The following is an 18,914-nucleotide window of genomic DNA, read 5'->3' as shown; positions in this document are numbered from 1 at the left end:
ATAGAGGGTAATAACTGTCGCCTTAGACACCGATTAAGACGAGCGGTTAGAAAGACTTGTTGCTTCTCAAAAAAGCTCGATAATCACTTCAAAGTGTTTGATATGGTGTTCTTTTACATCAATTATGGCTACGTCTGATGCCAGCATACTTTTTAGAACACCACCAAATTTTATTGATCATTATATAAGCTGGTATTGGGTATTATATGAGCTAGGCTAACGCAGATTTACGTTAATAAAAGTCAGCTAAGTGTACAGCTTATGTCCCAAATACTTTGGTTTTTATATTTTTATCCCTATTAATGCTCTAACAGAGTTTATGACTTAGTTTATGACTTGGGATATATTAAGCATTGATTTATTGAGCATAAGGTAGGATATTAATGGTAACACCATCGACTTTTAAGCGCTTATTGAATCGCCATCCAGAAAAACCGCAATCACGACAGCTGACAGCTGGTGAGATAGCGCTGGCTCGTTCAGTGTTCGCTGACAGTATTAGACTTGATAACGTTCAGCTAAAGACCGCTTGGTGGGTACTCAAAAATTATGCGGTGAGTCCCAATGGGAATATTTATTTCCATCCAGCAGACTGGATTGTAGATTTTAGCCAAACGTCGCTCAATAAGCAAAGCTGGTTGATACATGAGCTGACCCACGTTTGGCAGTTGCAGCAAGGTCTAAAAGTCGTACGTGGCGCACTCATTGACCGTCGCTACAATTATGTGTTTGAAACAGGCAAGTGCTTCTTTAAATACGGTATCGAACAGCAAGCGCGCATGGTACAAGATTACTTTATCCGCCGTCAGCGTGGGCAGTACTGTCAGGATTTAGAAAGCTGTATTCCGTTTCTAATAGCGCCACCAGTCGTTCCTGCTGGTAGTAGTCATGCTAATGAAACTAATGAAAGCTCGCTCAAGTCTTAACCCGTATGTCATGATTTAATATTTCTGCTTTTAACCAAGGGTGTGTACTCAAATGTTTAAATTTTTATCAGTAAAACCGACTATTGATACTCATCATAACCTTGTAGATAAAGGCCTCATGAGTCCACGCCAAGCGCCAACCTTGCTTGCGGCAGCAATGACAGGTGTCTTATTGTTGAGCGGTTGTCAGCAACAAGCAGAAACACCACCAGTGCCAGATGACAGCCAAACCACTGAGAAAACGGCTGAAGAGGACAGTCAGCCTATGCAAAAAAGCGATTCGGCTGCTGCTCGTATAGAACAGTACCAGCCTATATATGTCGCCCAAGCGCAAGGGTTGCAGCGTCGTTTGCAAGCAGAGTACGAGTCGCTACAAGCAGCTGATGCCTCAGTACCGCAAGAGTCGTTATTGCTAAATGGTACGACGGACGACTTCAGTGATAACAATGACACCTACAATAACGATGACATCGCCGGCAATAATGAAAATAACGACAGTATCAATATTGAAAAGAATGCTGGAATGGCTAGTGGTGCTACTTCGTCGACAGTAGCGCCTACATCTCCAATGGCTAATGTCGACAGTGACACTAACAGTGCCAGTGATATTGCTAATGACGCTGCTAACGAAATAGCGGCTGAAGATGATATTAATACTAGCACGGAAGTCGGTGAGCGTGATTTGACTGTGTTAAAACGCATCAGCCTCGAGCCGCGCAAGCCTACGATACTCACAGAAGCGCAAATTATCGAACGCTACCAGCAAGTGATGGAGGCGCTCTATCAACCTGTGACCACACCGCTTAGTGCCGAAGATACCGATACGTTGATTAATGTCGCCACCTTGGTGCCGCAGTTGTTTGAAGATGCGGAAATTGCTGGACGGGTTAATGCAAAAAGCCCAGCACTGGCGCGTTTGGTGATTCAGCATCAGGTTTGGGAGCAAATAGAAGCTCAGCAAGTGCTAGATATGCAGCAAATGAAACGAACCCAGCAGCAAGAATTTGAGATGTTAATGACAAAATTTAATGAGACCATTGAAGGTTACGATGAACAAATTGCTAAATATGAGCAGACCTTAAAAGCTTTTGAGTAGTGACTCAAACCTATTTGTCGTTAAGCGAATAGTTGTAAATGCAGCCCATAAAAAATCCCGCACTTTGGCGGGATTTTTTTATGGGGTTTTAATTAGTTAATTAATCAATCAAATACTAAAGCTTATTTGCGGTCTTCAACTTTAACGAAGTCACGATGCGTCTCACCTGTATACAACTGACGTGGACGACCGATTTTGAACGGTGCGCTATGCATCTCGATCCAATGGCTGATCCAACCTGAGGTACGGGCTAGTGAGAAAATAACCGTAAACATTGACGTTGGGATACCAATGGCTTTTAGAATAATACCAGAGTAGAAGTCAACGTTTGGATAGAGGTTACGCTCGATGAAGAACGGATCTTCTAAAGCGATTTTTTCTAGTTCCATAGCCAACTTAAGCTTAGGATCGTCGATACCTAAAGCTTCCAATACTTCATCACAAGCCTTTTTCAGCACTTGTGCGCGTGGGTCAAAGTTTTTATAAACACGGTGACCAAAGCCCATTAGCTTCACTTCACGGCTCTTCACTTTTTCCATAAATTCAGGAACATTTTCAACAGAGCCGATCTCGTCTAGCATCTCAAGAACAGCTTCGTTAGCGCCGCCATGTGAAGGACCCCATAAAGCGGCGATACCAGCAGCGATACAAGCGTAAGGGTTAGCGCCAGTAGAGCCGGCTAGACGTACGGTAGATGTCGAAGCGTTTTGCTCATGGTCAGCGTGCAAGGTAAAGATTTTGTCCATCGCATCAGCGATGATTGGGTTTACTTTATAATCGACATCAGCAGGGGTTGCAAACATCATATATAAGAAGTTTTCTGCGTAGCCAAAGTCATTACGTGGATACATGAACGGTTCGCCCTGTGAGTATTTATAACTCATAGCCGCTAATGTAGGCATTTTTGCGATTAGACGAATAGCCGTGATTTCACGATGATCTTCATCGCTGATGTCTAACTTATCGTGATAAAAGGCAGATAAAGCACCAACGACACCGACCATAATCGCCATTGGATGCGCGTCACGGCGGAAGCCTTCAAAGAACTTACGCAGTTGGTCATGAACGGCCGTATGCTTACGGATTTTTTCAAAGAAGTCTGCTTTTTGCTCGCTATTAGGTAGGTCACCATGAATCAGTGCATAAGCCACTTCTAAGTATTCAGCGTTTTTTGCTAACTGGTCGATAGGGTAGCCGCGGTATAATAACTCACCTTTACCACCATCAATAAAGGTAATCTTTGATTCAACAGGAGCCGTTACTTTAAAACCAGGATCATAAGACCAAAACCCTGAGTTTTGTAAAGCAGCAATATCGATAACTGGGCGCCCTAAAGTACCTTTGATGATAGGAAGTTCGTACGCTTCACTATTTACGGTTAGTTTGGCATTATTGTCAGCCATAAATTGCTCTCCATTAGTTTTAACTTGTTAGAATAAATTCACGACAGACGCATACCCTCGCGTTATCGATTCACCAAATAGTTTAAATTTATTTAAGCCACTTGATACGCAGGGTATATTAGCAGCAATTCAATATGATTTGAAAAGACTTTTACCGACAATCCCACCAAGTGACACGGTTTAGCCGTGTGTAACCACTGTAATTTTTGTATCAAAATATGTCTAATCGGTTATTTTGCTTAAAAGTACCTCTTTTAAAACTATAAGTAGAGCTACATTATTCACGTAATTTTTAAAGATTTTTAACAGAGTAATACGGTAAGTGTTATAAATATTTGTGTTAGAAACAGGCAGAGTATGAGCAACAGACAAATAGAGTGGGCCATAAATTTTGGTAAAATCAAACATTTTTAGACAACCATTATTAATGTTCTCTATTTATTTGCTCACTTAGTGTGCCTTTTTTACTACTCAGGGGATAAATTTGTAATTGTCGCTCAGTCATTTTATAATTGATAATACTTAACTGGCACTCGTATTGTACAAATTGAGAAGTAGTTAGGATATGGTATCGTTTAAAGCTGGTTGTTTGAGTGTTTGAGTATTTGAATATGGCTAAATAGCAAACGAGCAAGACTCGATACTGTTTCGATAAACGATTGAATCGATAAGACCCCGAATCTATGGTTTGGGTGTCGTTTTTAGTGGCTTTATTTTTAATTGTTTAAATGTTAAGCGTTTAATACAAGCACTTAAATTTAGCAAAACGTTTGTATCAATACAAAATGACAGGATAGCGTCATTTTTTATTAATATGTCTCGTAAAAATAGGCTGGTTAATCGATGTTATTCATGTTTTTTCTTTGTTGTATAATGGCGAGGCTTCTTTAGATCTGTCATTTCGACCAACGACATGAAACGGTTTATTGATTCCCTATACTGCACTATCCTCTCTTCATATTTGACGCAAACTATACGAAGTCAGCTAGCTCTTCCTTACCTTATTCGTCTTGAGTAGTACTCGGTGTGTTTGGTAGACGATTGCCAAACCATAAGTAACTACCAGACACAACCGCAAAAAAGGATGCCCGCTGTGAAAAGCAACAGACCTATTAATCTGCCTTTGAGCCAAGTGATTAGCGTTAACAGCTCACCGATTGCAATTGCCTCAATTTTGCATCGTATTTCTGGCATTGTTTTATTTTTATTGATTCCTGTCATGCTGTGGTTACTACAGAACTCGTTGGCGTCGCCTGAGAGTTTTGAGACCGTATTTGACAACGTATTCGTGCGCTTTTTGGCATGGATATTCGTTGCCGCGATTGCTTATCACTTTGTGATGGGCGTCAAGCACTTATTTGCTGATATGGGCATGAACGAGGAGCTAAAATCTGGCCGTGCCGCTTCTATGATTAGCTTTGTAATTGCAGCAATCTTAATTGTCGCGTCATTTGTATGGGTGATGTTCTAATGATAAAAAATGATTCAGGAATCAAAAGCGCTACTGGTCTGACCAGTTCAGGCTCACGCGATTGGATTATCCAGCGCCTCAGTGCAGTAGTCTTAGCCGTTTATAGTGTGGTATTACTGGGCTTCTTTTTGACCCACGGTAATGTGACCTTTATTGAGTGGTCATCATTTATGACCAGCTTGCCGATGCGTCTATTCAGTTTGATAGCTGTACTTGCGTTAGCTGGTCATGCTTGGGTTGGGATGTGGACGGTATTTACTGACTATATTACCACTGGCAAAATGGGCTCAAGCGCAGCAGGTTTACGTTTAGTGCTACAGTCATTGATGATTATCGCTATTTTAGTGTTTCTATTTTGGGGCATCATGATTTTTTGGGGTACTGGTTTCGGCGTTGTTGCTGTTTAACCACTGAGTGATAACCTCTACTATCGATAACGGGTGCGCGTAGCAGAATTTTTAGCTGCCTTAGTATGTCAAAGCCATCCGTTAGTCGCCAAAAATAGTCATAGCCAATCATAGCGTTGGGCACACATTGACTTAACCAGTCACTTAAAACTTAGGTGTATCCGTGGTGAAGCGAGTGATGAGTCCCAATATAACGATAGATATGCAAGTTAAGTGGTTAAAGGTTGTTTGCATGGTGCTTTGATAAGCACAAGTGGTACTGAAGCAAAAGTTATTCGGTACGGCAAAAATAATATGCAGAATCACCTTTTTATTTACTTCTAAGCATTAACAGGCATTAGGAAAACCGTAATGGCAACTAGACAAGATAATACCATTAGCAATATCAAGACCCTAAACTACGATGCAGTCATCGTGGGTGGCGGCGGCTCAGGTATGCGTTCTTCACTACACTTGGCTGAAGCGGGCATGAAAGTTGCCGTTTTAACCAAAGTATTCCCAACGCGCTCGCACACCGTTGCCGCTCAGGGCGGTATTGGCGCAAGTTTGGGTAACATGAGCAACGATAACTGGCATTTCCACTTTTATGACACCGTTAAAGGGTCAGATTGGTTGGGCGACCAAGACGCGATTGAATACATGTGCCGTGAAGCGCCAAAAGTCGTTTATGAGCTTGAGCACATGGGCATGCCGTTTGACCGTAACGAAGACGGGACGATTTATCAGCGCCCGTTCGGTGGTCACACGTCAAACTATGGCGAAAAAGCTGTTCAACGTGCGTGTGCTGCTGCCGACCGTACCGGTCATGCGCTGCTACATACGCTCTATCAAAAAAACCTAGAGCAAGGCACTGAGTTCTTTATCGAGTGGATTGCGCTAGATTTGATCAAAGACGAAGCGGGTAACATCAACGGTGTCATCGCCATTGAGCAAGAAACGGGCACAGTCGCGGTATTTCAATCGCCGATTACTGTCCTAGCGACAGGCGGTGCTGGCCGTATCTTTGCCGCGTCGACCAACGCTTATATCAATACTGGTGACGGCATTGGCATGGCGGTCCGTGCAGGTATTCCATTACAAGATATGGAATTCTGGCAGTTCCATCCAACCGGCGTTCATGGGGCAGGCGTACTATTGACCGAAGGGTGCCGTGGTGAAGGCGCTATCTTACGTAACAAAGATGGCGAAGCGTTCATGGAGCGTTATGCGCCAACCGTGAAAGACTTGGCACCACGTGATTTGGTTTCTCGCTCTATGGACCAAGAAATCAAAGAAGGCCGTGGTTGTGGTCCCAATGCTGACCATATCGTTATGGATATGACCCATTTGGGCGTTGAAACCATCATGAAGCGTTTGCCATCAGTCTTTGAGATTGGTAAAAACTTCGCCAACGTCGATATCACCAAAGAGCCTATCCCAGTCATTCCGACCATCCATTATATGATGGGCGGTATTCCGACCACGATTCATGGTCAAGTAATCACGCCTGATCTAGAATCGGGTACAGATGAAGACGGATTATATACCAAAGGTAACGTGGTCAAAGGTCTATATGCCATCGGCGAATGTGCTTGTGTGAGTGTCCACGGTGCCAACCGTCTAGGTACCAACTCATTACTGGATTTGGTCGTATTTGGTCGTGCTGCTGGTAAGCATATCGTTGATGAATTCCATCATGCGGATCATGACTACAAGCCATTAGATCCACACGTGCTTGATTTTACCGTGAAGCGTTTAGACAAACTGCAACAGTCGACCGACGGCTACAATGCGCAGGATGTGGCTGACGAGATTCGTGCCACTATGCAAAAGCATGCCAGCGTATTCCGTACCCAAGCGATCATGGATGAAGGGGTTGAGCAGATTTTAGCACTGGGTGAAAAAATCGACAAAATCCATTTGGCGGACAAGTCACAAGTCTTTAACACTGCTCGTATCGAAGCGTTTGAAGTAGCCAATCTGTACGAAGTAGCAAAAGCCACCATGGTATCAGCAGCCCATCGTCACGAAAGTCGCGGCGCGCATAGCGTGGCAGACTACGATCGCCCAGAGGATGACGATTATGCACCAAACGGCCGTAATGACCACGATTGGATGAAGCATACCTTATGGTATTCTGAAGGCAACCGCATCGTTTATAAGCCAGTTCGTAAAGTGCCGTTGACAGTTGATTATATCGAGCCAAAAGTTCGTGTCTATTAATTTTAGACCGCGCACTTGATTTATAGCTGATATATAACAACAGCGTTAACGTTTTATCCCTTATTCATTTATTAAAAGGTTGACCGCCAGCTACAAGCTACTATCAGCGCTATGATGAAAAACATGAATAGCGCTGATGTTTGCAAGATTAAGTTGCAACGCTTGTATGCCAGCCATCACCTATGTGTGGAGTTTAGCATTATGAGCCGAGGTACTCGCACCATCGAAATCTATCGCTACGATCCTGATCAGGACGCAGCGCCGCGCATGCAAACCTATACGATTGAGCTACAAGAGTCAGATCGTATGTTGCTTGACGTATTATTACGCCTAAAAAAGGAAGATGAAACGCTCACCTTCCGTCGCTCGTGCCGTGAAGGTATTTGTGGCTCTGACGGCATGAACATCAATGGTAAAAACGGTCTTGCTTGTCTAATCAACATGAATACGTTGCCAGAAAAAGTCACCGTACGCCCATTGCCAGGTTTGCCAGTGGTTCGTGACTTGGTCGTCGATATGAACCAATTCTACGAGCAATACGAAAAAGTACATCCGTACTTAATCAATGACCAGCCAGCACCGCCAACAGAGCGTTTGCAGTCACCTGAGCAACGCGAAAAAATGGACGGTCTGTATGAATGCATCTTATGCGCTTGTTGTTCAACCAGCTGCCCATCGTTCTGGTGGAACCCTGATAAGTTCTTGGGGCCTGCTGCTTTATTGAATGCCAACCGTTTTGTCATGGATAGCCGTGATACTGATACTCAGGCGCGTTTAGCACGTCTAGACGATCCGTTTAGCTTATTCCGCTGTCGCGGTATCATGAACTGTGTATCGGTTTGTCCAAAAGGTCTAAACCCTACTAAAGCTATTGGCAACTTACGCAATATGCTCATTGACCAAGCGGGTTAATCGTTATACCAAACCCAAAAAGTACGATTAGCTGTGTCAAACTTGTTTAGTCTACAATGCGTAGCACTTGCACTCGTTTTCCTTGCTACTCTAATTTTTGTTAATGGTATGACATGGATTTTGTAGAATCTATCTTCTGCAAAACCCGCACAAAAAAACCACCTAAATTTTTAGGTGGTTTTTTTATGCGCAATTTTCTAGATTTTTTAGAAAAATTTGTTCGTCTTATACAAGCTTTAAGGAATGCAAAGATCAAAGGTAAGGCTGTGCTAACAATACGTTGGTCGTGTGTAAGAAAACATGATATATGTGCAGGCAACCTATATAATTATTATGAAAAAACAGGTATTCACTGAGAGATATTGATGAAATTAAATGTTACAATGATGTCTGCTTTGAATGATGAGTTTTAATAACCAAGCATTTCGCTGAATAAATAGCCGTTATCGACTTTCTGCTTTATCAGTGACCGCGTACTAATTAACCTCGTAAACGATAACGATGTACCTAAATTAATATAGCCAATAGCATGTTATTACCATTACATCGCTTTTGTTTTGAGCTGACTATAGTGGTTATTCATTACCTAAATACCTAGTATTGAACAAACAAACTATGGCATAAAAGACAGGCGTGCTACCCTATACAGCAATGTATTTCAGGCTAAAAAAAGCAGTAACCCTCAGAAATAGCCAGGCACCTCAGCAACGATAGCCAATTTATAGGCCAGCTGATAGCACACCAAGTATCCACTATAAATAAATTTGTTATGGCTATAGGCAGTATATATAAATTAATGTTGTGAAACGAGCCAGATAAGAAAACTCATCGTTCACAAATAATTATATTTTTCATCAAGTGTTGTAAAAATACTGATGGCCTCTATGTAGCATATAGACTCTCGTAAATGATTACAGCCCTATAGTTAGAGCAATATAAAAGCGATACAGGCGTGGCTGGAATACTTTCGTTTAAAACACTGGAGTACTTTCGTTTAAAACATAAGTTTTGTAGCCTCTGTTGGCGTAGGCACAGCAAGCAAGAAAAATTTGTACTAACCACGCAACGTGCCAGCCACGTAACCATGTAACAGAGTTTCGTGTATCATTTTATTCAGTATCGACTATATCTAAACTGTGAATACTACTGAAAAGTAGAATTTTATCAGATGACACCTAATACGATATATCAAGTTTTTGCACGATTGTTTTGCATGTTTAACCAGTGACAGATGACACAATAATAAGCACGATTCCATTCATTTATCTATCAAATAGACGATTATTATGAATAGTATAACTAAAGAAACAGCAAGCCACGGCCACACAGAACTGGCCGCTGATAATGCCCATTATGTAGAAGCTCTTTACGAGCAATATTTAGACGACCCTAATAGTGTTGATAGCGATTGGCAAACGTACTTTGAACAGTACAAATCGCCAAACGATGCTCATCATAATGCTATTAAGGATCAGTTTTTATTGCTTGCCCGTAATCAGACAGCCAATAAAGGGGGAGCGGCGTCTAATAGCGAAGCAACCAGCTTAGCTAATTGCGCTGACCCTAAGCAAATGGGTGTGCAACAATTGATTTCGGCATACCGTCGCCGTGGTCACCGTAAGGCGAAGCTTGATCCATTAGATTTGCACCCACGTGCAAAAGTAGAGGATTTGACCCTCGCTTATCACAACCTTTCAGAAGCCGACCTCGATACGGTATTTCCTACCAATGATTTGGATATCGGTAAGGAAGAAGCGCCTCTACGTGAAATTATTGAAATCATGGAGCGTGTTTACTGCCGCAACATTGGTGTTGAGTACATGCATGTCACCACCAGTGTAGAAAAGCGCTGGATGGAAAAATACCTAGAAACCAATCTAGGCTATATCAAGTTTGACAAAGAAAAACGTCTGTCTATTCTTGAGCGTCTAACCGCTGCTGAAGGCCTAGAAAAATATCTAGCCCGCAAATATACAGGTGTTAAGCGTTTCGGCCTAGAAGGTGGTGAAAGCTTTATCCCTGCTATTAATGAAATCATCCAACGTGCTGGTGGTTATGGCACTAAAGAGATGGTCATTGGTATGGCTCACCGTGGACGTCTAAACTTATTGGTCAATATTTTGGGTAAAAACCCAGCAGACTTATTTGATGAGTTTGATGGCAAAATCCAGCCAGAAAAAGGCTCAGGCGATGTCAAATATCACAATGGTTTTTCATCTAACGTCATGACGCCAGGTGGCGAGACGCATTTAGCTTTGGCATTTAACCCATCACATCTTGAGATTGTAGCCCCAGTATTGCAAGGCTCAGTACGTGCACGTCAAGTGCGCCGTAATGACCAGCCATTACAGGACAATAAAGACGGTAATTCAGTATTGCCTATCGTGATTCATGGCGATGCCGCTTTTGCTGGTCAGGGTGTGGTTCAAGAAACTTTCCAAATGTCACAAACCCGTGCTTATACTACAGGCGGCACAGTACACATTGTCATCAATAACCAAGTTGGTTTTACCACCAGCCGTCAAGAAGATGCACGTTCAACTGAGTACTGTACCGATGTAGCAAAAATGGTTCACGCGCCTATTTTACATGTTAATGGTGATGATCCTGAGTCAGTGGTATTTGCCGCTCAATTGGCGTTAGATTACCGTCATGAGTTTGACAAAGACATTATCATCGACTTGTTCTGTTATCGCCGTAATGGTCATAACGAAGCCGATGAGCCGTCAGCTACTCAACCGTTGATGTATGCGGTGATTAAAAAGCTGCCGACCACGCGTGGTATCTATGCAAAAACATTGATTGAAGAAGGCCTACTAAGTGCCGATGATGAAAAGCGTTACGAAGATGAGTATCGTGAATCATTAGATCGTGGTGACTATGTTGCTAATTCACTAGTCAGCGAGCCTAACGAAGAATTGTTTGTCGATTGGAAACCTTATCTAGGTCATGACTTGGTGGACGAGTGGGATACCAGTGTCGATATCGAAAAGTTAAAAGGTTATGGCCGCCGTATGGCTGAGATGCCCGAAGGCTATAAGCTACAACGTCAAGTACAAAAAGTTGTCGACCAACGCTTGGCCATGCAAACAGGCGAAGAGCCACTTAACTGGGGCGCTGCTGAAACATTGGCATACGCGTCACTGGTTGATAATGATGAAGTGATGGTACGTATTACTGGCGAAGATGTCGGCCGTGGCACGTTCTCACATCGTCATAGTGAGCTATATAACGTCGAAGACGGTAGCATGTATGTGCCCCTTGCTCATATGAGTGAGACACAGGCTCGCTTTGCTACTTATAACTCTTTATTGTCAGAAGAAGCCGTGCTGGCATTTGAATACGGCTATGCCACCACCGTGCCAAACGCATTGGTAGTATGGGAAGCGCAGTTCGGTGATTTCGTCAATGGTGCACAGGTTGTCATTGATCAGTTTATATCCAGTGGCGAAACCAAATGGCAGCGTGTTTGTGGTTTGACCATGCTATTGCCGCATGGCTTTGAAGGTCAAGGTCCTGAGCATTCATCTGCTCGTCTAGAGCGCTTCTTGCAATTATGTGCTGAAGACAACATGCAAGTGATTACCCCAACGACGCCTGCGCAGATTTATCATGCTCTACGTCGCCAAGCGGTACGCCCAATTCGCAAGCCGATGATTGTCATGTCGCCAAAGAGCTTGCTACGTCATAAGCTGGCCACGTCAAACCTAGAAGAGCTTGCCAATGGTAAGTTTGAAACGGTACTGCCAGAGATAGATCAGCAAAATGCGGACAACGTGACTCGTATGGTGGTATGTGGTGGTAAAGTTTATTATGACTTGCTTGAGCATCGCCGTGCATTGGGTCTAGACCATGTGGCTATCGTCCGTATCGAGCAGCTTTATCCATTACCAGAAAAGCGTTTGGTTGCTGAGATTGAAAAATATAGTAATCTAGAAGAGATTGTGTGGACGCAAGAAGAGCCATTGAACCAAGGCGCTTGGTACTACTTGGCACCGAATATATACCGTATTGTCGTACCGCACCCAACCAAGGCAAAAGTTATGGATCCGGTAGCGCGTCCTGCTAGTGCAGCTCCTGCGACAGGCTCACCAAAACTACACGCTCAGCAACAGCAAGCTTTGATCGCTGGTGGTCTTGGTATCAGTGTCGATGAATTGTCTAAATAATAGATGGGTTCATCACAAGATTATAGAAAGTAAATGAATCAGGCGATGGCAGTCAGTGCTTTTTAATTGAAACAATACTGACTGCCTATCACGACTTAATAATAAATATGAATATCCAAATCTAAGGAGTATATCGATGGCTGATATCAAAGCCCCCGTTTTTCCAGAATCGGTTGCCGATGGCACAATCGTTGAATGGCATGTCACTGAAGGTCAACAAGTTAATCGTGATGACCTATTGGCTGAAATCGAAACTGATAAAGTTGTATTAGAAGTTGTGGCGCCTGATAATGGCGTTGTGACCAAAATCGTTAAGCAAGTAGACGATACCGTACTGTCTGACGAGCTCATCGCTCAGTTTGAAGCCGGTGCAACTGGAAGTTCTGATGGCGGTTCTAGCTCAGATGCTGCGCCTGCCGTAGATCCAGATCAACCAGCCGCGCCAGTACAAGCAAAACAAGCCGCAGATGGTGGTGAGCCAGTACAAGCAACAGATAAGAAAGACGAAGCGGATCATAAAGATCAAAGCCCAGCCGTACGTAAAGCCGCAAAAGAGTCAGGTGTAGACCCTAAAGACGTCGAAGGTAGTGGTCGCGGCGGCCGTGTCACCAAAACCGATATGGCAAGTCCAACTCTGAAAGCCGACAGCAGCATTAAGTCTGATAGCGGCCGTCCAGTGGCTGAATCAATGGGTGAGCGTACTGAAAAACGCGTCCCAATGACTCGCTTGCGTAAGCGTGTGGCTGAGCGTCTATTGTCAGCGTCACAAGATACTGCCATGCTAACGACGTTTAACGAAGTGAACATGAAACCGTTGATGGACATGCGCGCTAAGTATAAAGAGCAGTTCGAAAAACGTCATGGTGTGCGTTTAGGCTTTATGTCATTGTTTGTGAAAGCAGCGACCGAAGCCCTTAAACGTTTCCCAGCAGTCAACGCCTCACTAGATGGCGATGACATTGTTTATCATGGTTTTTATGATATCGGTGTTGCGGTATCGTCAGATCGTGGTTTGGTCGTGCCAGTATTGCGTGATACCGACCAAATGAGCATGGCGGGTGTCGAGAGCCGTATTCGTGAGCTTGGTGGTTTGGCGCAAAAAGGCAAACTTGGTTTAGATGACATGACTGGCGGTACGTTCACTATCTCTAACGGTGGTGTATTTGGCTCACTGATGTCAACGCCTATCTTGAACCCACCACAAACGGCTATCTTAGGTATGCACGCCATCAATGACCGTCCAATGGCAGTCGATGGTAAAGTTGAAATCCTACCAATGATGTATCTTGCACTGTCTTATGACCACCGTATGATTGATGGTAAAGAAGCAGTACAGTTCCTAGTAACGATCAAAGAGTTGGTTGAAGACCCAGCCATGTTACTACTAGATCTATAAGTATTTAAGCTTGTATTGGCAATCGCTGATACAAGCTTTTTTCACCTTATGATAAAAGCTCTCCCAGTTATTCTGCAATTCTCACGGTTATACATCAGCGCTCTACAGCATGTGATACTGAAGTAGTGTATTAACTATACGGTTAACTTGTGGCTGATTACTTTTGTTATTAATAAATTGCCTAATAGCTTAAACGATAACGAATACCAAACCTAAAAAACATGATTAGTTGTGTGAAACTCGTTTAGTCTACTAAAAGTAGTACTTGTACTGGTTTTCCTTGCTACTCACATTTTTAGGAATAGTATAAAATTAGAAATAGGAATGGACTATGAAAGACAGTTATGATTTAGTCGTCATCGGCGGCGGTCCTGGTGGCTACGAAGCTGCTATCCGCGCAGGACAACTAGGTATGAGCGTTGCTTGTATCGAAAAACGTGTTTATAAAGGCGAGCCTGCACTTGGCGGTACTTGCTTAAACGTCGGTTGTATCCCATCAAAGGCGCTGCTTGATAGCTCGCATCGTTATGAGGCGACTAAGCACGACCTTGCTGAGCATGGAATTAGCACGAGCGATGTGAGCATTGATGTCGAAAAAATGATAGAACGCAAAGAAGGCATCGTTAAGCAATTGACGGGCGGTGTTGCGGCATTATTGAAAGGCAATGGCGTTGACTGGCTACAAGGCTGGGGCACGTTAGAAGATGGCAAGGGCGCAGATAAAAAAGTTAAATTTACCGCTCTAGCAGACGAAGCAGAGACAACGATCACTGCTAAAAACGTCATCCTTGCGGCAGGCTCAGTGCCTATCGATATTCCCGTTGCTAAGACTGACGGCGACCGTATCGTTGATTCTACTGGCGCGCTTGATTTCACCGAAGTACCTAAGCGTTTAGGCGTGATTGGCGCAGGCGTCATCGGTCTTGAGCTGGGTTCAGTATGGCGTCGCCTAGGTGCCGAAGTGGTGGTTTATGAAGCACTACCAAGTTTCTTAGCAGCTGCTGATAAAGACATCTCAAAAGAAGCGGGCAAAATGCTGAAGAAGCAAGGCCTCGATATCCGTGTCGATACCAAAGTCACCAACGCTGAAGTGAAAGGCGATCAAGTGGTCGTTACTAGTGAAGCCAAAGGTGAGGCGTCAGACGAGAGCTTTGATAAATTAATCGTTTGTGTTGGTCGCCGTGCCTATTCTGAAAAGCTACTTGGCGACGATAGCGGCATTCAATTGACCGAACGTGGTTTGATTGATGTCAACGATCAGTGTAAAACCAATCTTGATGGCGTTTATGCTATCGGTGATTTGGTTCGTGGCCCAATGCTTGCGCATAAAGCCATGGAAGAGGGCATGATGGCCGTTGAACGTATTCACGGCGAAAAAGCTCAGGTCAACTATGACACTATTATCAACGTCATTTATACCCATCCAGAAATCGCATGGGTTGGTTTGACTGAACAAGAAGCTGAAGCAGCTGGCTATGAAGTCAAAACAGGCTCGTTTAACCTAGCAGCGAATGGCCGTGCCCTTGCCCAAAGTGAAGCGCAAGGTTCTATTAAAGTCGTCGCTGATGCCAAAACAGATCGCCTATTAGGTATGCATGCGATTTCTGCTGGTGCTGGTGATATCGTCCATCAAGGCATGATTGCGATGGAATTTGTTTCTAGTATCGAAGATTTACAGCTGATGACATTTGCGCACCCAACCATTTCAGAAGCAGTGCACGAAGCTGCTCTATCTGCAGATGGTCGTGCTATTCACGCCATTCAGCGTAAAAAACGTAAGAAGTAAGTAATTAGTTTGATAAGTAGCAACTTATAACCTGATTGTGGTGTGGCTATGTTAATCATCACTACAGTCATGAGTGCGCTAGACGGATGTCTACTAGATATATATGCGCACTCGTTTTCACTTTTTATTAATTGTAAAAAATAAAGGATACAATCAATGAATTTACATGAGTATCAAGCAAAAGAGCTATTAAAAAGCTACGGTTTGCCGATTCAAGAAGGCATCATTGCCCATAGTGGCGACGAAGCTGCCGCTGCTTTTGATAAAACCCCAACAGATATTGCAGTTATTAAAGCGCAAGTACATGCTGGTGGTCGCGGTAAAGCGGGCGGTGTAAAGCTGGTTAAGACTCGTGAAGAAGCCAAGCAAGTCGCTGAAGAGCTTATCGGCACCAATTTGGTTACTTTCCAAACCGACGCTGACGGCCAACCAGTCAACTTCGTATTGGTTGCAGAAGATATGTACCCAGTACAAACTGAGCTATATCTTGGCGCAGTTGTTGACCGTTCTAGCCAACGCGTGACGTTTATGGCATCAACCGAAGGCGGTGTTGATATCGAAGAAGTGGCCAATGAAACGCCAGAAAAAATCTTCAGTGTTAACGTTGATCCGTTAGTGGGCCTTATGCCTTACCAAGCGCGCGAAGTTGCGTTCAAATTGGGTATGGAAGGCAAACAAATCAATCAGTTCGTTAAAATCATGACTGGCGCTTATCAAGCCTTTATAGACAACGATATCGAAATGATTGAGATCAACCCACTAGCCGTACGCGAAAATGGCGAAATCGTCTGTGTTGATGGCAAAATCGGTATCGACTCAAACGCACTATATCGTCTGCCTAAAATCGCAGCACTACAAGATAAAACGCAAGAAAATGAGCGTGAGCTAAAAGCGGCTGAGTTTGACCTAAACTATGTAGCCCTAGAGGGTAACATCGGTTGTATGGTTAACGGTGCTGGTCTTGCGATGGCGACGATGGACATCATCAAACTGTACGGCGGCAAGCCTGCTAACTTCTTGGACGTTGGCGGCGGTGCTACTAAAGATCGCGTTGTTGAAGCATTCAAGATTATCCTTGAAGACAGCAGCGTTGAAGGTGTGCTAATCAACATCTTCGGTGGTATCGTACGTTGTGACATGATTGCAGAAGCCATCATCGCTGCGATCAAAGAAGTTGACGTAAAAGTACCGGTCGTTGTCCGCTTAGAAGGTAACAACGCTGAAAAAGGCGCGAAAATCTTAGAAGAGTCTGGTCTGAAACTAATCTCAGCTCAAGGCCTATCAGACGCTGCTCAAAAAATTGTCGACGCTGTAAAAGCCTAATATATTTGAAGTATAGAACTTTAGATATAGCTGCTTAAACATAGTAGTCAAAGCGTAATAGCAGCTTGTTGGTAAAGAATGACTCATTAATATTTAATGGTCAATCCATCATCAAGTCGCTATTACAAGACAACCGAATAAAGGAATAAATAATGAGTGTATTAATCGATAAAGACACCAAAGTATTGGTACAAGGTTTCACTGGTAAAAATGGTACGTTCCACTCTGAACAAGCAATCGAATACGGTACAAAAGTCGTCGGCGGCGTAACCCCAGGTAAAGGCGGTCAAACGCATTTAGACCTACCAGTATTTAACACCATGGCGGAGGCGATGGAAGCCACTCAAGCTGACGCTTCTGTTATCTACGTACCAGCGCCATTTGTACTAGATTCTATCGTTGAAGCTATTGATGCTGGCGTCAAGCTGATCGTAGTAATCACTGAAGGCGTACCGACTCTCGATATGCTAAAAGCCAAACGCTATCTCGAAGAAGCAGGCGATGTGCGTCTGGTTGGTCCTAACTGCCCAGGTGTTATCACTCCAGGTCAGTGCAAAATCGGCATCATGCCAGGTCATATCCATCAACCAGGTAAAGTGGGCATCATCTCACGCTCTGGTACATTGACTTATGAAGCGGTCGCTCAGACCACTAAGCTTGGTTTTGGTCAGTCAACTTGTATCGGTATCGGTGGTGATCCTATCCCTGGTATGAACCAGATTGACGCGTTGAAATTGTTCGAAGCAGATCCACAAACCGAAGCAATCATCCTGATCGGTGAGATCGGTGGTACGGCTGAAGAAGAAGCTGCTGCTTATATCAAAGACCATGTGACTAAGCCAGTGGTTGGTTATATCGCAGGTGTTACTGCTCCAGAAGGCAAGCGTATGGGTCATGCTGGCGCTATCATCTCAGGCGGTCAAGGTACTGCTGAAGAGAAATTCAAAGCCTTTGAAGATGCTGGTATTGCGTATACACGTGACCCATCTAAGCTTGGCGACAAGCTAAAAGAAGTTACTGGTTGGTAATACATACAGAGTATGTTAAGTAACTACTAAAACTGCATTGAAAAAAATCAAAGACACCCCTACAATGGGGTGTTTTTTTTATATAATAATGGTGTCTTTTCTAAGTTAAATATAGTAGACCTCTTGCAAAAGTACCAGTTCATTGACTTTTACTAATGGAGTCACAAAGGCTAGCGATGACTTATTCAAGAGGTCTAGTCAGTTCTTGAAAAATAACATACAGTCTTTTTAAGACTTAGATTAACACATGAAGTGCAATACCAAATGTGAGGTGAAAAAAAGACCTAGATGCGCTAGCATCAAAGTTTTTATCCACCGACCAAAGTGAGATTGCAACCATGAACTATACACATCTAAGCCTAGGTGAACGATACCAGATTTATGCCCTTAAAGGGGCAAAACATAGTATTAAATTTATAGCGAGGGCGTTAAACAGAAGTCCCAGCACCATATCAAGAGAGCTAAGGCGTAATAAAGGCCTGCGCGGTTACCGAGCAAAGAATGCTAATAACAAGGCTTGTGACAGACGATCAAACAACGCCGTCACTATTATTGCTGATGTATGGGATTGGGTCACAGACAAGCTAAAAGACAGCTGGAGTCCTGAACAAATAGCCGGCGTTCATGGTGGTATTAGTCACATGAGCATCTATCGCTATATTTGGCGTGATAAGAGGCAAGGCGGCACATTGTGGCAGTGTCTCAGACGCAAAGCCAAACCTTACCGTAAGCGACTAACGGCTGAGACCCGAGGCCGTATCAACGACAGAGTCTCGATTCATGAGCGCCCTTGTA

14 protein-coding genes are annotated in these 18,914 nt (G+C 43.6%); 13 read left to right on the top strand and 1 reads right to left on the bottom strand.

Annotated elements, in window-relative coordinates; translation table 11 throughout:
• From EI162_RS09725 to EI162_RS09715, 3 genes are all read left to right on the top strand, one after another.
• Positions 1–138, top strand: a 138-nt coding sequence (locus tag EI162_RS09725; protein WP_192524181.1) for an IS1 family transposase, incomplete at its 5' end; no start/stop codon positions are given.
• A gap of 245 nt (positions 139–383) precedes the next feature.
• Positions 384–926, top strand: coding sequence for a type IV secretion protein Rhs (locus tag EI162_RS09720; RefSeq protein WP_225735192.1), 543 nt, complete (start codon positions 384–386; stop codon positions 924–926).
• Between the two features lie 52 nt (positions 927–978).
• A complete protein-coding gene (locus EI162_RS09715) occupies positions 979–2,022 on the top strand; it encodes a hypothetical protein (protein WP_192524180.1) in 1,044 nt (347 codons plus the stop codon).
• A gap of 122 nt (positions 2,023–2,144) precedes the next feature.
• On the opposite strand, the gene gltA is transcribed toward EI162_RS09715, so the two are convergent.
• Entirely contained in the window at positions 2,145–3,425 is a 1,281-nt protein-coding gene (gltA, locus tag EI162_RS09710) for a citrate synthase (RefSeq protein ID WP_192524179.1), read from the bottom strand.
• Between the two features lie 1,084 nt (positions 3,426–4,509).
• Here gltA and sdhC point away from each other — a divergent pair.
• The 10 genes from sdhC to EI162_RS09660 form a co-directional block, all read left to right on the top strand.
• Positions 4,510–4,896, top strand: a complete 387-nt coding sequence (gene sdhC / locus EI162_RS09705) for a succinate dehydrogenase, cytochrome b556 subunit (protein ID WP_192524178.1) — start codon at positions 4,510–4,512, stop codon at positions 4,894–4,896.
• Positions 4,897–4,898: 2 nt separating this feature from the next.
• Complete coding sequence (gene sdhD / locus EI162_RS09700; protein ID WP_318779311.1) at positions 4,899–5,303, top strand: succinate dehydrogenase, hydrophobic membrane anchor protein; 405 nt, start codon at positions 4,899–4,901, stop codon at positions 5,301–5,303.
• A gap of 351 nt (positions 5,304–5,654) precedes the next feature.
• Entirely contained in the window at positions 5,655–7,505 is a 1,851-nt protein-coding gene (sdhA, locus tag EI162_RS09695; RefSeq protein ID WP_192524176.1) for a succinate dehydrogenase flavoprotein subunit, read from the top strand.
• A 201-nt stretch (positions 7,506–7,706) separates the two neighbouring features.
• Positions 7,707–8,417: a succinate dehydrogenase iron-sulfur subunit gene (locus EI162_RS09690; protein WP_192524182.1), complete on the top strand. Its 711-nt coding sequence runs from the start codon at positions 7,707–7,709 to the stop codon at positions 8,415–8,417.
• A gap of 1,286 nt (positions 8,418–9,703) precedes the next feature.
• A complete protein-coding gene (locus EI162_RS09685; RefSeq protein ID WP_192524175.1) occupies positions 9,704–12,586 on the top strand; it encodes a 2-oxoglutarate dehydrogenase E1 component in 2,883 nt (960 codons plus the stop codon).
• 136 nt (positions 12,587–12,722) lie between these two features.
• Positions 12,723–13,982 carry a 2-oxoglutarate dehydrogenase complex dihydrolipoyllysine-residue succinyltransferase gene (gene odhB / locus EI162_RS09680; protein ID WP_192524174.1) on the top strand — a complete coding sequence of 420 codons (1,260 nt, stop codon included), beginning with the start codon at positions 12,723–12,725 and terminating at the stop codon, positions 13,980–13,982.
• A 331-nt stretch (positions 13,983–14,313) separates the two neighbouring features.
• Positions 14,314–15,768 carry a dihydrolipoyl dehydrogenase gene (lpdA, locus tag EI162_RS09675; RefSeq protein ID WP_192524173.1) on the top strand — a complete coding sequence of 485 codons (1,455 nt, stop codon included), beginning with the start codon at positions 14,314–14,316 and terminating at the stop codon, positions 15,766–15,768.
• Between the two features lie 156 nt (positions 15,769–15,924).
• On the top strand, positions 15,925–17,091 hold the full coding sequence (gene sucC, locus EI162_RS09670; protein WP_192524172.1) for an ADP-forming succinate--CoA ligase subunit beta: 1,167 nt from the start codon (positions 15,925–15,927) through the stop codon (positions 17,089–17,091).
• Positions 17,092–17,243: 152 nt separating this feature from the next.
• Positions 17,244–18,119 carry a succinate--CoA ligase subunit alpha gene (gene sucD, locus EI162_RS09665; protein ID WP_192524171.1) on the top strand — a complete coding sequence of 292 codons (876 nt, stop codon included), beginning with the start codon at positions 17,244–17,246 and terminating at the stop codon, positions 18,117–18,119.
• 338 nt (positions 18,120–18,457) lie between these two features.
• The coding region (locus tag EI162_RS09660) for an IS30 family transposase (RefSeq protein ID WP_192524170.1) at positions 18,458–18,914 on the top strand (457 nt) is incomplete at its 3' end.

Origin of the sequence: Psychrobacter sp. FME6 (genome assembly GCF_014861365.1) — a bacterium.
GTDB lineage: Bacteria > Pseudomonadota > Gammaproteobacteria > Pseudomonadales > Moraxellaceae > Psychrobacter.
This window is presented reverse-complemented; position numbering and strand designations above follow the sequence as displayed.

Excerpts from the sequence above, each read along its gene's own strand:
- EI162_RS09720 (WP_225735192.1), top strand. The coding sequence starts at position 384 with ATGGTAACACCATCGACTTTTAAGCGCTTATTGAATCGCCATCCAGAA.
- EI162_RS09715 (WP_192524180.1), top strand. The coding sequence starts at position 979 with ATGTTTAAATTTTTATCAGTAAAACCGACTATTGATACTCATCATAAC.
- gltA (WP_192524179.1), bottom strand. The coding sequence starts at position 3,425 with ATGGCTGACAATAATGCCAAACTAACCGTAAATAGTGAAGCGTACGAA.
- sdhC (WP_192524178.1), top strand. The coding sequence starts at position 4,510 with ATGCCCGCTGTGAAAAGCAACAGACCTATTAATCTGCCTTTGAGCCAA.
- sdhA (WP_192524176.1), top strand. The coding sequence starts at position 5,655 with ATGGCAACTAGACAAGATAATACCATTAGCAATATCAAGACCCTAAAC.
- EI162_RS09690 (WP_192524182.1), top strand. The coding sequence starts at position 7,707 with ATGAGCCGAGGTACTCGCACCATCGAAATCTATCGCTACGATCCTGAT.
- EI162_RS09685 (WP_192524175.1), top strand. The coding sequence starts at position 9,704 with ATGAATAGTATAACTAAAGAAACAGCAAGCCACGGCCACACAGAACTG.
- odhB (WP_192524174.1), top strand. The coding sequence starts at position 12,723 with ATGGCTGATATCAAAGCCCCCGTTTTTCCAGAATCGGTTGCCGATGGC.
- lpdA (WP_192524173.1), top strand. The coding sequence starts at position 14,314 with ATGAAAGACAGTTATGATTTAGTCGTCATCGGCGGCGGTCCTGGTGGC.
- sucC (WP_192524172.1), top strand. The coding sequence starts at position 15,925 with ATGAATTTACATGAGTATCAAGCAAAAGAGCTATTAAAAAGCTACGGT.
- sucD (WP_192524171.1), top strand. The coding sequence starts at position 17,244 with ATGAGTGTATTAATCGATAAAGACACCAAAGTATTGGTACAAGGTTTC.